This window comes from Prochlorococcus marinus str. MIT 9314 (genome assembly GCF_000760035.1).
Classification (GTDB): Bacteria; Cyanobacteriota; Cyanobacteriia; order PCC-6307; family Cyanobiaceae; genus Prochlorococcus_A; species Prochlorococcus_A marinus_B.
Map to the genome: position 1 here is coordinate 20,825 of NZ_JNAO01000002.1, position 14,288 is coordinate 35,112.

At 30.7% G+C, this 14,288-nt stretch carries 19 protein-coding genes; 12 read left to right on the forward strand and 7 right to left on the reverse strand.

What is annotated here, in order from left to right:
* Nucleotides 1-12 precede the first annotated feature (12 nt).
* On the reverse strand, nt 13-168 hold the full coding sequence (locus EU98_RS09700; protein ID WP_193742982.1) for a hypothetical protein: 156 nt from the start codon (nt 166-168) through the stop codon (nt 13-15).
* Nucleotides 169-727: 559 nt separating this feature from the next.
* On the opposite strand from EU98_RS09700, the gene EU98_RS0108690 reads away from it, so the two are divergent.
* The 5 genes from EU98_RS0108690 (at nt 728) to cynS (ending at nt 5,262) form a co-directional block, all read left to right on the forward strand.
* Nucleotides 728-1,012, forward strand: a complete 285-nt coding sequence (locus tag EU98_RS0108690; protein WP_032515013.1) for a hypothetical protein — start codon at nt 728-730, stop codon at nt 1,010-1,012.
* Between the two features lie 350 nt (nt 1,013-1,362).
* Nucleotides 1,363-3,048 (forward strand): ABC transporter substrate-binding protein, encoded by a 1,686-nt coding sequence (locus EU98_RS07880; protein WP_032515014.1) that lies wholly within the window; start codon nt 1,363-1,365, stop codon nt 3,046-3,048.
* 69 nt (nt 3,049-3,117) lie between these two features.
* On the forward strand, nt 3,118-3,903 hold the full coding sequence (ntrB, locus tag EU98_RS07875; RefSeq protein ID WP_032515015.1) for a nitrate ABC transporter permease: 786 nt from the start codon (nt 3,118-3,120) through the stop codon (nt 3,901-3,903).
* Nucleotides 3,904-3,916: 13 nt separating this feature from the next.
* A complete protein-coding gene (locus EU98_RS07870; RefSeq protein WP_032515103.1) occupies nt 3,917-4,783 on the forward strand; it encodes an ABC transporter ATP-binding protein in 867 nt (288 codons plus the stop codon).
* A gap of 35 nt (nt 4,784-4,818) precedes the next feature.
* Nucleotides 4,819-5,262 carry a cyanase gene (gene cynS / locus EU98_RS07865; protein ID WP_032515016.1) on the forward strand — a complete coding sequence of 148 codons (444 nt, stop codon included), beginning with the start codon at nt 4,819-4,821 and terminating at the stop codon, nt 5,260-5,262.
* 41 nt (nt 5,263-5,303) lie between these two features.
* Here cynS and EU98_RS07860 read toward each other — a convergent pair whose 3' ends face one another.
* Nucleotides 5,304-5,495 (reverse strand): TatA/E family twin arginine-targeting protein translocase, encoded by a 192-nt coding sequence (locus EU98_RS07860; RefSeq protein WP_032515017.1) that lies wholly within the window; start codon nt 5,493-5,495, stop codon nt 5,304-5,306.
* 93 nt (nt 5,496-5,588) lie between these two features.
* Between EU98_RS07860 and EU98_RS07855 the strand changes: the two genes are divergently transcribed.
* Nucleotides 5,589-5,912 (forward strand): hypothetical protein, encoded by a 324-nt coding sequence (locus tag EU98_RS07855; protein ID WP_032515018.1) that lies wholly within the window; start codon nt 5,589-5,591, stop codon nt 5,910-5,912.
* Between the two features lie 142 nt (nt 5,913-6,054).
* Here the strand turns inward: EU98_RS07855 and EU98_RS0108695 are convergent, their stop codons facing one another.
* Nucleotides 6,055-6,276 carry a hypothetical protein gene (locus EU98_RS0108695; RefSeq protein WP_032515019.1) on the reverse strand — a complete coding sequence of 74 codons (222 nt, stop codon included), beginning with the start codon at nt 6,274-6,276 and terminating at the stop codon, nt 6,055-6,057.
* A gap of 44 nt (nt 6,277-6,320) precedes the next feature.
* A complete protein-coding gene (locus EU98_RS07850; protein ID WP_413352872.1) occupies nt 6,321-6,485 on the reverse strand; it encodes a hypothetical protein in 165 nt (54 codons plus the stop codon).
* 200 nt (nt 6,486-6,685) lie between these two features.
* Here EU98_RS07850 and EU98_RS07845 point away from each other — a divergent pair, with 200 nt between their 5' ends.
* The 5 genes from EU98_RS07845 to EU98_RS07825 all read left to right on the forward strand — a co-directional run bounded on the left by EU98_RS07845 (nt 6,686) and on the right by EU98_RS07825 (nt 11,190).
* The gene (locus tag EU98_RS07845) at nt 6,686-8,128 is read left to right on the forward strand and encodes a circularly permuted type 2 ATP-grasp protein (RefSeq protein ID WP_032515021.1); all 1,443 of its coding nucleotides are present in this window, start codon (nt 6,686-6,688) and stop codon (nt 8,126-8,128) included.
* A gap of 1 nt (nt 8,129) precedes the next feature.
* Nucleotides 8,130-9,071 (forward strand): alpha-E domain-containing protein, encoded by a 942-nt coding sequence (locus tag EU98_RS07840; protein WP_032515022.1) that lies wholly within the window; start codon nt 8,130-8,132, stop codon nt 9,069-9,071.
* 11 nt (nt 9,072-9,082) lie between these two features.
* A complete protein-coding gene (locus EU98_RS07835; RefSeq protein WP_032515023.1) occupies nt 9,083-9,940 on the forward strand; it encodes a transglutaminase family protein in 858 nt (285 codons plus the stop codon).
* Nucleotides 9,941-10,114: 174 nt separating this feature from the next.
* The gene (locus tag EU98_RS07830; RefSeq protein ID WP_032515104.1) at nt 10,115-10,588 is read left to right on the forward strand and encodes a hypothetical protein; all 474 of its coding nucleotides are present in this window, start codon (nt 10,115-10,117) and stop codon (nt 10,586-10,588) included.
* Between the two features lie 83 nt (nt 10,589-10,671).
* The gene (locus EU98_RS07825; protein ID WP_032515024.1) at nt 10,672-11,190 is read left to right on the forward strand and encodes a pentapeptide repeat-containing protein; all 519 of its coding nucleotides are present in this window, start codon (nt 10,672-10,674) and stop codon (nt 11,188-11,190) included.
* 23 nt (nt 11,191-11,213) lie between these two features.
* On the opposite strand, the gene EU98_RS07820 is transcribed toward EU98_RS07825, so the two are convergent.
* Together EU98_RS07820 and EU98_RS07810 are read right to left on the reverse strand one after the other, a co-directional pair.
* Nucleotides 11,214-11,567 (reverse strand): hypothetical protein, encoded by a 354-nt coding sequence (locus EU98_RS07820; RefSeq protein ID WP_032515025.1) that lies wholly within the window; start codon nt 11,565-11,567, stop codon nt 11,214-11,216.
* A gap of 211 nt (nt 11,568-11,778) precedes the next feature.
* Entirely contained in the window at nt 11,779-12,648 is an 870-nt protein-coding gene (locus EU98_RS07810; protein ID WP_032515026.1) for a carbohydrate kinase family protein, read from the reverse strand.
* A gap of 41 nt (nt 12,649-12,689) precedes the next feature.
* Between EU98_RS07810 and EU98_RS07805 the strand changes: the two genes are divergently transcribed.
* Nucleotides 12,690-13,061 carry a DUF2834 domain-containing protein gene (locus EU98_RS07805; protein ID WP_032515027.1) on the forward strand — a complete coding sequence of 124 codons (372 nt, stop codon included), beginning with the start codon at nt 12,690-12,692 and terminating at the stop codon, nt 13,059-13,061.
* On the opposite strand, the gene EU98_RS07800 is transcribed toward EU98_RS07805, so the two are convergent.
* Nucleotides 13,058-14,287 carry an MFS transporter gene (locus tag EU98_RS07800; RefSeq protein ID WP_032515028.1) on the reverse strand — a complete coding sequence of 410 codons (1,230 nt, stop codon included), beginning with the start codon at nt 14,285-14,287 and terminating at the stop codon, nt 13,058-13,060. The genes EU98_RS07805 and EU98_RS07800 overlap by 4 nt on opposite strands.
* Nucleotide 14,288 lies beyond the last annotated feature (1 nt).

A 14,288-nucleotide genomic window follows, 5' to 3' on the forward strand; every position in this document is an offset into this window, starting at 1 on the left:
AAATTTATAAAATTACCAATAGTTAGCTTTTAAATGTCTTTCCATACAAATGACTTCACAGTCATTATCAATACCTTTTGGGTGAATATCACAATATGAGAGGCATTGAAAATATTCGTCTATAGGATTAGATTGATCAACTTTCCTAACTTCTTTCGAATGATTCATAAAAGAGTTCCTCAATTATTTAAAATCAAGATAGTCGAATTAAATATCGAAAGAAATAAGCAAAACTTACTAAAAATATCCCAAAAAAATTAACGCAATTGATTACCACTCTCGGACATTTTTAATAAAAAAGCAATGCGTATAAAAACGGATTGTCTTTAGAGAAATATTTTCCTAATTTTATACTGTTGAGTTCTAGGAGGTCTTTCAAAATGATCGATAGCCTGCCTGAAATTTCGGAATAAACCGAACTAATTTAATTAACTGCTCCAATTATTTTTTATTAATGTCTAAGCTTCCTTCTTCTGCATCGTTTAGGTGCCCTTTAAGAAACAAGCTTAATTCTAGAGTTTTTGCCCCAGTTAAAGACAATTAGTTAATTTTGGTGAGCATTAGCTTAAAAGAAGTTAGCAACAAGGATCCATGATTTAGGTACGTTATTAACTTCAGTAAAAAATATAAGTAAAAAATAAAAGAGGGCTTAAATTAGCCCTCTTTTTTTAATAAGATGACTTTCTTCTAGTTTTATAGATAATGATTAAAACAATTAAATTTAAAAATGGTTCGATATTATTGCCCATATTGCAATCCTAAATATCAATTTCCTAAACAATCTTCAAAAGGGATTCTGATTTGTGGCTTGTGCGGAGAGGATCTCGTAAAAAAACCATTTATTAGGTTAAACCAGATAATTGCTTTAGTTGCTGCATCCTCATTACTTCTACCATTAATATATACTTTTATTTTTTTAATTAAAAATCAAATCAATCCTCCTAATAGAAATTATCAAGCAAATAGTCTTTTAATGAAAGGCATCAAAGAGCAAATTTATAAAATAAATTGAAAATTTAAATTGATAACTTTTTTTCTAAATTTTATTTTTTATCTTAAATATTTAATCTTTAATGATTTATGTAAGGTAAAAATTTAAAATTATATTTATATAAAATGAAAATGATAATCAAATTTTAATTTAAAAAAAATACTCAACCTAATGAAAATGATAATCATTTTTATATTTTAAAAATATTAAACCTAATTAACATGATTGGTTTCTTAAGCTATTTTTTTTTTAGTTTGTGCAATATTTTCGTTCAAAAATATTTATACTTATTATTTTAAAAAGTATTTATTTATACATCTCAAAAGTAACTCTACATAAATAATTTAGACATTAAGAACAAATATTATTAAATGATTATTCCAGCTAGTAATTTTACTCAAAAATATAATTTTGAATGTAAAACCTCAGATCAGACTTCAGAGAATAACCCATCAAGTAATAAAACATTTCTTAAAAATAACTTTTTAAATCCCTCAAACGATCATGGTTATTACTGTGCATGCATAGAATGTCGGCCAATAGGAAATGATCATGAAAATTTTATGGCAGACATGCCAGATGACCCTGCTGAAATAATTTCAGATTTTTCTAGGATGGGGCTCATCAAAAATGAGGCTTATGAAATTGCTGATGCTATTTCAACTGCAGAAATGAGAGATCTTTTATTTTATAAAAACGCTTCTAATGGTGATCCATACAAAGAACAATTGCTTAGAGAATTAGCTAAAGAAGCTGGTGGTTTAGATCAAGCATTTCAAGCAGCATTTGGACCACAAGCAGGGAAGTTCTTTGCTAATACAAAAGCTTCTTCACCAATGGGTAGAAGACAGTTTTTATCTAGCTTGGCTGCAGGTGCAGCACTTATTACAGTTGCTTGTTCTAATCAGAATAAACCTGCTAAACAACCAATCGATGACACTCCAATTAATGTCAATAATTTAGAGAAACAAACTTTAAGAGTTGGTTTCATACCTATAACTTGTGCCTCTCCCATCATTATGGCGGAACCAATGGGTTTCTATAACAAGTTTGGTATGGATGTAAAAGTTGTCAAAATGCCAAGTTGGGGTGCAGTAAGAGATTCTGCAATTGCTGGTGAATTAGATGCCTACCATATGCTTGCGCCAATGCCAATTTCCATGACACTTGGATTAGGAACTGCGCCATTTAGTGTGAAACTAGCAAGTATTGAAAATATAAATGGTCAAGCTATTACTGTTGCTAAACGTCATAAAGGGAAAGTAAATGGTCCTGCTGACATGAAAGGATTCGTTTTTGGAGTTCCATTCCCATACTCAATGCATAACCTTTTATTGAGATATTATTTAGCCAAAGGTGGTGTTGATCCAGATAAAGACGTTCAGATTCGTCCTGTTCCACCACCAGATAGTATTGCGCAATTAGTTGCTGGGGATATCGACGCATATTTAATGCCAGATCCATTTAATCAAAGGGCAGTTTACGAAGATGCAGGTTTCATACATCTTCTTACTAAAGAATTATGGCCAGGTCATCCATGTTGTGCCTTTGCAGCAGGGGAACCTTGGATTAAAGAACATCCTGAAACTTTCAGAGCTCTTAATAAATCTATTATTGATGCTGCTGCTTATGTCTCAACTCCTTCTAACAGAAAAGAAGTTGCTAAAGCTATCTCCGGAAGAGGATTTCTTAATCAACCTACTGAAGTTGTTGAAGCTGTTCTTACAGGTAAATTTGAAGATGGACTAGGTAAGACTCAAAATGTACCTGATAGAATAGATTTCAAACCATATCCATGGCAAAGCTTCTCTCACTGGATTCAATCTCAATTAATTCGTTGGGATTTAGGAGGTGCAGTTGCAGCAATTCAAGCAGGCGATTTTAACCCTAATAGTGCTTCAATATTTCTAACAGATGAAGCTCAAGCCCTCGAAAGGGAAATGGGAGGTAATCCACCAACAGCAAGATTTAGAAAAGAAATCTTAGCTTATGATGAATTTGACCCTAGCAATCCAATGAAATACATTAAAGATCAAATTAAGAGGGATGGTTTTTAATAAATAAAAAATTATATTTATTGGTATTTATTAATACAACAATTTCGAAATTCTAATTAAATAATCTTGATGATGAACAAAGCTATTTCTACAAGGCTTACTTTTGCAGTAGCAATTTTAAGTCTCTTAATATTTATTATTATCTGGCAAGTAATTGCTCAACAAGGTTTATTAGTAAAAAATTTCCCAGGGTCTTTTAAAACAATAGGATCATTAATCTGGTGGGTATCTGATCCATTTTTTGATAATGGTCCAAATGATTTGGGAATTGGAACTAACCTACTTATAAGTTTAAGAAGAGTATTAATTGGCTATAGCTTGGCTGTTTTAGTAGCTATTCCTTTGGGTGTTCTAATGGGAATGTCAAAGCTAGCTCAGTCTTCTTTAAATCCATATGTGCAACTTTTAAAACCAGTTTCTCCTTTAGCTTGGCTACCTGTAGGACTTTTTGTTTTTAGAAACTCGGAGATAACAGGAATTTTTGTTATTTTCATCACCAGTATTTGGCCAACTTTAATTAATACTGCTTTTGGTGTAGCTAGTATTAATCCTGATTATTTGAGAGTTTCTAAATCTTTAGGGGCAAGTAAATCAATAACTATTAGGAGGGTTATTTTACCAGCAATCATGCCAAATATTCTTGCAGGGATGAGAATATCTATGGGAACTGCTTGGCTTGTGATTGTTGCTGCAGAAATGCTATTGGGTACAGGAATTGGTTATTTTATTTGGAACGAATGGAATAATTTATCTCTTGAAAATATATTTGTTGCAATAATAATTATTGGATTCACAGGATTTATTTTGGATCAATTTTTTGGATTTCTTCAAGATAAATTCGATTACAGTATATAAACCTTTTGATAAAATGATTAAAAAATCATCAAAAACATCTAACTCTAATAAAAATTATTCTCACCTTGAATTAGTCAATTTAGGTAAGATTTTTTTTAAAGAAAAGAAGTTTCTCGATTTTAGAGCCAAAGGAATCAAGGGCGGATTTGAGGCTATAAAGGACATTAATTTAAAAATTGAGAAGAACAAATTTGTTTCAATAATAGGTCCCTCAGGTTGTGGCAAGTCAACTTTATTAAATCTAATAGCTGGCTTACAAACTCCAACTGCAGGAAAAATTCTTATTGATGGTTATTCCATAAAAGGTCCAGGTCCTGATAGAGGAGTCATTTTTCAGAATTATGCGCTGATGCCATGGTTAACAACTATTCAAAATATTGAGTTTGCCTTAAATACTGTTTTCCCAGCAAAAACAAAACCAGATATTAAAGAAAGAGCTAGAAAATATTTGTCAATGGTTGGGTTAGAAAAAGCTTCAAATAAATTTCCAAAAGAATTATCTGGAGGGATGAAGCAAAGAGTTGCAATAGCCAGAGCCTTGTCTATAAATCCAAATATGTTGTTAATGGATGAACCATTCGGGGCTCTTGATGCATTAACCAGATCCTATTTGCAAGATGAATTATTATCCATTTGGAGAAAAAATAAAGTAACCGTTGTATTAATTACTCATAGTATTGAAGAAGCCTTGCTTTTGTCTGACAAGATTGTTTTAATGTCAAGCGGTCCCTCTGCCACAATTTCTGAGGAAATTTCTGTTGATTTGGAAAGACCCCGCGATAGGCAAAAGATTGAACAAGACCCTAATTATTTAAAAATAAAATTGCGTTTGGAAAAACATTTATTAAGAGAAACAAGAGCTGTAGAAGAGGTTTCTTAAACTTCTTCTGCAATTATAAAAATCAAAAATTTATCATGACTTTACCCTCATTTACAAAAGTACTATTAAAAGCAAAAAAAGAAAAAAAATTATCCTTTGAAGATTTAGGTAAATTGATTAATAGAGACGAAGTCTGGGTTGCTAGCTTATTTTATGGGCAAGCTACAGCTTCTCAAGGAGAATCTAATATTTTAATTAATGCTCTTGATCTACAATCAGAAATAGAAGATCAATTAACAACACCGCCAGTAAAAGGCTGCCTAGATCCTGTTGTTCCTACAGATCCTCTTATTTACAGATTTTATGAAATAATGCAAGTATATGGGCTACCAATGAAAGATGTAATACAAGAAAAGTTTGGTGATGGAATCATGAGTGCAATTGACTTTTCAATTGAAGTTGATAAGGTTGAAGATCCAAAAGGGGATAGGGTCTTGGTAAAAATGTGTGGTAAATTCTTGCCCTATAAAAAGTGGTAAGTAATTTCGTTCGTTTTTTAGAAATATAAACCAATCATTGATCAATCATCATTTTCGTTAAGTTTGAGAGTTTTATTTATTTCACTCTCGAATTCCTTAGAAGCAGATTGTAAACCTTTTATGGTTTTACCAATGGTTTTCCCAAGTTGAGGCAAACGTTTTGGCCCAAAAATTAGTAATGCAAGTACAACAATTACAGCGATTTCTGGTATCCCAATCCCAAAAAAGTTCATTAAAAATTCAATATATTTTTAACTATAAAAAGTTTTTCTTCTGCTAAAAGTAACTAAAGTCACACATTAATTTTTTTAATCAATTTACCTACAATGGAAAGAAGTTGGGATCCCTATTATAAATATTTCAAAGAATTTGAATTTAATCTTTTTGAGATTTTTATATTTTTAGAATTTCAACAAGAAATTATTGACTTAGGTTATGTCGGACAAAGTCAAATCAACCAAAATGTTCTTAATCCTGGCCAGTTTTGTGTTGTCGATGGATTTATAAAGATAGTTCATGATTTACCAAAATTCTTGCATGATGAAAAATTTAAAAATAATTTGGATATAGAAAAATGGAAAATAGATTCTTATAATTTGCTTTCTTTAGATATAAAGTGGATAAAAAAATCATCAATTAAAATCATTTAATGCTTAAAAATATTTATTTTAAATTTTAATATTAGAATATAATTTTTAATTTCTAAATATTACTTAAGAAATAGTATCTACTTTACAATAATGATAATCATCAAAGATCCAATTAAAAAAAATTTGGAAAATTTTTAAGTGATCATCCTCTGCAAAGAGATTTATTTAAACAAGAATTTTTACTCTCAATATTTATTTGATCATCAATATTTTTTAATTTGTTTTTATTATTTATTACTTTAACTTTTTGCCCACAATGTTCTTTGCAACCACCATTAAATAAATTATGTGCATACAAATTGGAAATGTTTGTAAGTAGTAATAGAAAAATTATTTTATAAAATTGATAAAAATAAGACTTCATTTTTTATTATGATTTTCCCAGAATTGGTAAATAAATAATATCAATTAATTCCAAGGAGTGTTTATAAGACCCCAGATATCGAAGAAGAAAAATAAAACTGCAATAACGACAAGATCCCATGCTCTTTCCCTAAAAGCCCAAGGCGCAATAAAAACTTCCCCAAGTCCATGAAGTGCCGCCCCTACTGGTAGATGATCAAGAACCAGCAAACTGTGAGAGAGAATAAAAAGAAAGCTAGCGAAATATCTAAAAAAAACAAATTGCCAATTATTAGAACTCATGCATTTTAGATTTTTAAGAAATATACTTCAATGATCAAAATAATGATATAGATCGAGTAAAGAGATATTATTTTTGGTAGCTATAAATACGAATAAAGATATAAAGCTAAAGTAAAAGTTACTAAACGATGAAATATATGTTTTCAAGTTATCAGCCTAAAAATAGTTTTGATGAATATTTTAAGGATAATGTTAACTCTGCTAGAGAAATATTGATTCCACTTCTTTCATCTTTAGATAATATGGGTCTTGAGGAATTAAACAGGAATCATTCTGCAGCAAAAAAATTATTATTAAGACATGGTGCAACTTTTAGATTAAATGATACTGGTTTAAAAGGTACTGAGAGAATATTACCTTTTGATCCACTTCCTAGAATAATTAGTAGAGATGATTGGGTAACTTTAGAAAAAGGGCTAAAACAAAGGCTTGAGGCAATTGATTTATTCCTAGATGATATTTATAATTCCCAAAAAATAATTAATGATGGAATAATTCCAAGAGAATTAATAGAGAGTTCAGAAGGTTGGAGACCTCAAATGATAGGCTTCAAACCGCCATTAAATAAATGGTGTCAAATTTCAGGACTTGATTTAATAAGGGACAGAAAAGGAGATTGGCATGTTTTAGAAGATAATTTAAGGTGCCCTTCTGGGGTTGCTTATTTTTTAGAAAATAGATTAGTTATGAAAAATATTTTTCCTAATCTTTTCTCTGGAAGAATAGTAAAACCAATTGATGAATATCCATCATATCTTTTAAAAACTCTTCAAGAACTTGCAGTATGGACAGATACTCCCAAGATAGTTCTACTTACTCCTGGAATTTTTAATAGTGCTTATTTTGAACATAGTTATTTAGCTCAAGAAATGGGCATCCAACTAGTTCAGGGTCATGACTTAGTTTGTAATGATGATTATGTATATTTAAAAACTACCTCTGGATTAAAAAGAGTAGATGTCATTTACAGAAGAATTGATGATGATTTCCTAGATCCTCTTAATTTCAGAAAAGATTCCTGCCTTGGTGTTAGCGGATTACTTGATGTTTTTAAGGCAGGTCATGTTGCTTTGGCAAATGCGCCTGGGACTGGAATAGCAGATGACAAAATGATTTATTCATTTGTTCCAAAAATGATTAAATATTATCTTGATGAAGAAATTATTATTAAAAATGTAGAAACGTATATTTGTCATTACCAAAAGGATCGAGATTATGTCCTTGAGAATTTACCAAAACTTGTTGTTAAGTCTGTCGCAGAAGCCGGGGGTTATGGAATGTTAATTGGACCTCACTCAACAACAAGTGAGATAGAAGAATTTGCCAATAAAATTAAAAAAAATCCTAGAAATTTCATAGCACAACCAACCTTAGAATTATCTACTGTGCCATCGTTATGTGATGGAGAACTCTATCCATGTCATGTTGATTTAAGACCATATATCTTGAGAGGGAAAGATTCATGGGTAAGCCCTGGTGGGCTTACGAGGGTAGCATTAAAAAAAGGATCATTAGTCGTCAATTCTTCTCAAGGCGGAGGATGCAAAGATACATGGGTTGTAGGTAAATAATATGCTTTTAAGTCGTGTAGCAGAATCTCTTTATTGGATCAATCGTTATTTAGAACGTGCAGAAAACATATCTCGTTTCGTGGAAGTAAGTGAAGCTATGTCATTAGATTGTCCGCCAGGAAGTGCAGAACCTTGGCTCCCGTTAATTGATGCTTCGAGTGATAGAGAATCTTTTGATAAAAGATTCCCAGAGAAAAAACCCGATGACGTTATTAATTTTTTAATAAGAGATCGTTTAAACCCAAATAGCATAATTTCTTGCATTCAAATGGCAAGAGAAAATGCAAGACAAATCAGAGATGTCATGACCACAGAAATGTGGGAACAGATTAATATTTTATATTGGAATATGCAAGAAGGAGAAGCAATATGGAATAAACCAAGACAAGAACAATTAAGTGAAATAAGGAGGGAATGTCAGCTTTTTTATGGAATTACAGATGCGACTCTAAGCAAAGATCTTGCCTGGAGATTTAGCATTCTTGGAAGATTAATCGAAAGAGCTGACAAAACATCAAGAATTTTAGATGTGAAATATTATTTACTCCTTCCCAGCTTAGATGAACTTGGAGGAGTTCTTGATGAGTTGCAATGGATAGCACTTTTACGTTCAGCTGGAGCTTATCAAATGTTTAGGAAAGCAGAGCAAAATTCTATAAAGCCTAATTCAGTTGCAAGATTTCTTTTACTTGATCCAATTTTTCCGAGATCAGTAAGATACTGTCTTGATGGGATAAGCAATACTCTTAAAACAATTGATACCTCTCCTTCAACTGAAAATCCTTCAGAACTAGAATGCATGAGAGGTTTGCTTAAAGCAAAGTGGAGTTATATCAGAATTGAAGATATAATCAATAATGGTTTACATGAGGCAATCGATTCATTGCAAATGGATTTAAATAAATTAAACGAACTCATTCAAGAAAAATATTTTATTAATTAATAAGTTTATTAATGAGAATTAAATACCTTCACAAACTTGAATATAAATACGAAGACCCTGTTCAATTAGGCGAGCATAGATTATGTATAAAGCCAAGGTCAAATGGATTCCAAAAGCTAAAGAATTTTGAATTAAAAATAACTCCAGAACCAGAAATTATTTATCCATTACTTGCTGCCAGCGGAGAAGAGATTAATAGAATCAGATTCAATGGATTAACAGATAATTTAACTATTGAATCAATCAGCGAAGTTGAAACTATTAAACATCCAAACATCATTGATGGAGTGAAAAATAGAGATTTAACATTACCTTTTTGTAGAAGCATTATTAACAGAGATCTACAGGGAGCATTAGAGGGGTGGATGCCAAATGGACAACACGATCCCTCTGCTGTAGAACTTGCCCAAGAAGCCTTAGCAGGAAGCATTAATAACGCATTATCATTTACATACCAACTAATAGAAATTATTCAAGATCGGGTTAAATATACCAAAAGACATACTGGTCCAGCATGGCCGGCTAGCAGAACGCTAAGAGAACGTATAGGTTCATGCAGAGATTTAGCAATGCTAATGGTTGAAGCTTGCAGGTCTATAGGTATCCCAAGTAGGTTTGTAAGTGGTTATCATTTTGAAGATCCATTACCCTCTGAGTTGGATTTACACGCTTGGGCTGAATTATATATTCCAGGTGCTGGTTGGAGAGGTTTTGATCCAAGCGGAAAAGGATTAATAGATGATAGATATTTAACATTGGTATCCTCTTCAAAATCTAATTTAACCTCTGTAATTAAAGGAAATTTTATAGGAAAAAATAATTTAGAAAATACTTTATCCTGGGAAATCAAACCTCTTGAAATTAAATAAACACTAAATTTTTAATCTTTTAATATAACAAAAAAATATAAATAATAATATGTTTCTTTTTTAGTGTTAATTGATACGTTCTTGGATATATATATCTGTTTTCATTTGTGTAATCTTTAAAGAAAATTGAACTCAAGTTTAGAAATTCCAGTTATCAAATCAAACAAATCGAAAATGTTTGAATTGATAAGTTATGAAAAATTTCGCGATACAAAAGATGTAAGATTTTTTGATATTAGTGTTAATGAATCAAACTATAGAGATCTAGTTATTCACAGCGGGCCTGCAGTTAGTCCTCCAAATGATGAAGAATTTAAGAATTGGCAATTTTACATACATCACAATCAAGAAGATAATCTACTGGCTATCTCAGGGGGAAGAACATTTTTTCTTGTCAATTTTGGCTGGGATTATCCTTTTTATAAAGTTAGATTAGAATCTTGCGGATACATTTTAAGAATACCTAGAGGAACTTTTCATAGATCAGTATCTGACGAAAACGGTTCCATAGTTTTAAATCAAGCTATAAGAGATAAAGAAGGTACAGTTGAATCTGAATTCAAGGTTACGAATAGCAGAGATAACAAAAAACTTCTAGATTGTATAACTAATTTAGAGCCTAGATTCAAAATTTATAGTGTTAAATAATTTTAAAAAGGAGTTCCAAATTTAGTCATCAATTTTAAAAATTATCTAATTGTTATAAAATAATAATATTCGAATTCTCTAGTATGAAATTTTTCAGATTTTTAAGATTTTTTTTATGCATAACTTTTTCTTTCTTAGTTTTATCCTCTCCAGTTTTTGCTGGGGCAAATGTAGCTGTTAAGGGCGAGGGAGATGAAGTTCCAAGTTATGTAAGATCTAATATTACTGGATTTGATTTCCATGGAGAGGATCTTCATTTGTCATCTATAGCTGGAGCAGTTGCGAGAGATGCAGATTTTAGTGACGTTGATTTACATGGGACAACCTTAACCCTATCTGATTTAAAAGGTTCTAATTTAAATGGAATCGACCTGACCGATACTCTTTCTGATCGAGTTAATTTCCAAAAAACAGATCTTAGAAATGCTGTTTTAATAAATATGATCGCATCAGGTAGCAGTTTTGCAGGAGCTCAAATAGAAGGAGCAGATTTTTCTTACGCTATTCTTGACAGCGAAGATCAAAGAAATCTTTGTGAAATTGCTGATGGAATCAATCCAACAACAGGCGTTTCAACCAGAGAAAGTCTTGAGTGTAGTTAGAACAAAAACCAAAAGTAAACTCCTCATAAATAAACTTTCTTACCATTATTAAATTTGTAAATCCTTTGTTCATAATCTTGAAATATCATTTCACCATTTAATTTGGATTTCTTAAATTTTGAAAGCCTTGCTCTGTGAATATTAGATTTCCTATTAATATTTTCTTCGTCATCATAACTCCCAATATAGATATTTATATTAGGGTTTGAAAAGGTTTTTTCTTCCTCTCTTAAAAAAATTCTTTCAATATTTGTTTGCGTGCTTTGAAGTTTATTTTTAAATTTATTTAATTTTAAGTTCTTTGATTTTTTAGATTTAATTTTTTTGTAGACCCAAAAAATAACTCCTAAAATTAGAAAAAATAAAAATATATTCATTAACTATTTAATTTTTATTTTAATATCTACGCCTAAGTTACTTTTAGTAGTTAATATTTCTTTCCTTAAGATTCCATAAGTAAAAATTCTAGATAAAGTTTTCAAAGATTTAAAAACCAAAAAAACAGTAAATAAAAAGAAAACAATAATATTTTCTACAAGAATATTTTTATTTTTATTATCTAAATTGCTCATGTAAGAGTTAATTCAATTATTTTTCATCATTATTTGCATATGGTCCGAAAAATTCACTAGCGTCTCTTCCCATTACTTTAGCAAGATTTAAACTTTTATCTATATCCCATTTAGATGCCATTCCATAAAGAATACCCGCAGCAAAAGAATCACCACATCCATAAGAATCAACTTTTAGTTTGTTGTTTTTAAGAGCCTTATATCTTCCTCCTGGGAATATAATGCCTCCCTTCTCTCCCTCGGTTTTAATAGTATATTTGGGTTTTAACGATAATTCAGAAAAAGAAAAAACTTCTCCGGGATCAAGATTACTGCCTATTAATCCATCTAAAAGAACATTTGAATTATTAATTGTATTTAATCCTACCCTTGGTGTTGTACACAGTATTGAAGCCGATCTAGCCATTTTAAAAATCTCTGAATCAGATGCAGTAATAAAAATTCCGTCCATTTTTTTTAAAATGTTCCATTCTAAATTGTCTTTATGAGTTGGAGCTAACCTTTCTCCAATAACTGTTATTGCTCTTTCACCTTGAGAGTCAATTAAACTAAATCCTCTTCTAGTTGGTTTATCACGCCAAGCTACATGTAACTTAATTCCCATATTTGAGAGAATCTTGAAACACTTATCTCCATAATCATCATTACCTAATGAAGTAAAAAAATGAATTTGGTTTGAAGTTAAATCAGAAAGTATTTTCGCGATAATAGATCCACCACCAGCTGGATAATCAAGTGACTTTTCAGAATGAGAAATGACTCCTGGTTTTGGTAATTGATCAACCTTTAAAAAATTTATCCACTCAACATGACCAACAACGGCAAAATTTAAATTTCCTTTTTTAAATTTATAGTCTTCAACTTTATTATTCTTTTCAACAACCATAAGCTTTTAAATACTATTATTAAAAGAAATATTTTTGACAAGTGAATTCATTTAACATTTTAAAAGATAATAAACAGATACTATCTTTTCTTTACCTTTTTCTATCAATTTTGGGGGCTGTTCTGCCAATGTTGGCAAATTTCGAATTTGCTAGGGAATATGGAAACAGCTTTGATATAAATAACTTCATTTCTTTAGCGAATTCAAACCCTGCAGCTCAGTCAATTTCTAGAGACTTATTAGTAGGTGCAAGCGCTATTTTTATATGGATAGTAAATGAATCAAAAAAGCTAAACATGAAGAATATGTGGGTTGTATACATTGGAACTTTTCTTATAGCCTTCGCATTTTCTGCCCCTTTTTTCTTATTTCTAAGAGAGAGAAGAATTATTGAATTAGAAAAGATTAATTAAAATAATCTCTTAAATAGAATTGTAAATGCAATAAAGCAACAACAAGAAATTGAAAGCCAGATTATTGAAGCATAACCAAATAGATCTAATATGCGTCCTGAAATAAATGGTCCAAAAAAATAACCCATAGCAAAACATTGTGATAGTAAAGCAAGTGCAAAACCTTTTTTATTTGAAGGAGCTATTCTGAAAACGACATCTGTTGATGTTGGAAGAAATGAAGCAGTCCCTAAACTTACTAAAATCAATGCCAAAGAAATTAAATAAAACGCTGGGATATTTAAATAACTAGAAATAAATAATAAAAATGAAGCGAAAGAGAAATTTATTAAACTAAATTTCAAGCCAAATAATCTTTCTTTTTTGGATATCCAAGAACCGACAGGCCATTGTAAAAACAACAATAAAATTAACTGAATAGAAATTATAAGACTAATAATTTCTTTGCTCAATGCATTGCGATATACTCCACCTTTAACAAGATCCAGAGGCAAAGTTACTTGTATCAAGGCTAAAGAGGTAGTTATCAATAAAATAGATAAAATTATTATTGTTGAATTTTTATTCCATTTCAATTGTCCCTGATTAATTGGATCTACTAATTTTTTTTGAAAATTTTCTAAGTTTCTTTTTATAGAAGAACTATTTCTAGATATTAAATACGTGATAACTAACATGCAAAATATATCATTTATAAATATTGATTTAGAATACAAAAAACTCGTCATATACCCCCCTAAGAATACCCCTAGAAATATTCCTAAAGCTTCCGAACTTCTAACAAGGGCATAAGCTTTACGTGTTTCGATAGGATGACAAAAATAGGGCACCCCAAACTCGGCAGCAGGCCAATATATTCCTGCAGCAGCCCCAACAAGTGATTGTCCAATTATGTACAAAAAAGTATCTCTTGAAAAAATGAGGCATAAGCTAGCGGCAATACTTAGTATTGAAGAAGTAATTATCGGAAATTGTATTTTTCCCGTTTTATTAAGATAATTACCTGTAAAGAGTCTTGTTACGGTTCCAATTATTGCTGAAATGGTAAATCCCAGGCCAATATCTGTCGCCGATAATCCTAGATTATTAAAAATAAGTGATGTTAAATAAATAACACCTCCTGCTCCAAATGCAGCGAAAAATCTTATCTTGGTTATTAACCTCAAATGATAAGGAAATTGAATCCACCAATTTTTGCTAATTTGTAAACTATTTGGACTAATCACT

Coding starts and splice junctions, on each gene's coding strand:
- EU98_RS07820 (WP_032515025.1), bottom strand. CDS start 11,567: ATGAATATATTTTTATTTTTTCTAATTTTAGGAGTTATTTTTTGGGTC.
- EU98_RS07870 (WP_032515103.1), top strand. CDS start 3,917: ATGATTAAAAAATCATCAAAAACATCTAACTCTAATAAAAATTATTCT.
- EU98_RS07855 (WP_032515018.1), top strand. CDS start 5,589: ATGGAAAGAAGTTGGGATCCCTATTATAAATATTTCAAAGAATTTGAA.
- cynS (WP_032515016.1), top strand. CDS start 4,819: ATGACTTTACCCTCATTTACAAAAGTACTATTAAAAGCAAAAAAAGAA.
- EU98_RS07825 (WP_032515024.1), top strand. CDS start 10,672: ATGAAATTTTTCAGATTTTTAAGATTTTTTTTATGCATAACTTTTTCT.
- EU98_RS07880 (WP_032515014.1), top strand. CDS start 1,363: ATGATTATTCCAGCTAGTAATTTTACTCAAAAATATAATTTTGAATGT.
- ntrB (WP_032515015.1), top strand. CDS start 3,118: ATGATGAACAAAGCTATTTCTACAAGGCTTACTTTTGCAGTAGCAATT.
- EU98_RS07845 (WP_032515021.1), top strand. CDS start 6,686: ATGAAATATATGTTTTCAAGTTATCAGCCTAAAAATAGTTTTGATGAA.
- EU98_RS0108695 (WP_032515019.1), bottom strand. CDS start 6,276: ATGAAGTCTTATTTTTATCAATTTTATAAAATAATTTTTCTATTACTA.
- EU98_RS07835 (WP_032515023.1), top strand. CDS start 9,083: ATGAGAATTAAATACCTTCACAAACTTGAATATAAATACGAAGACCCT.
- EU98_RS07840 (WP_032515022.1), top strand. CDS start 8,130: ATGCTTTTAAGTCGTGTAGCAGAATCTCTTTATTGGATCAATCGTTAT.
- EU98_RS07810 (WP_032515026.1), bottom strand. CDS start 12,648: ATGGTTGTTGAAAAGAATAATAAAGTTGAAGACTATAAATTTAAAAAA.
- EU98_RS0108690 (WP_032515013.1), top strand. CDS start 728: ATGGTTCGATATTATTGCCCATATTGCAATCCTAAATATCAATTTCCT.
- EU98_RS07860 (WP_032515017.1), bottom strand. CDS start 5,495: ATGAACTTTTTTGGGATTGGGATACCAGAAATCGCTGTAATTGTTGTA.
- EU98_RS07830 (WP_032515104.1), top strand. CDS start 10,115: ATGTTTGAATTGATAAGTTATGAAAAATTTCGCGATACAAAAGATGTA.
- EU98_RS09700 (WP_193742982.1), bottom strand. CDS start 168: ATGAATCATTCGAAAGAAGTTAGGAAAGTTGATCAATCTAATCCTATA.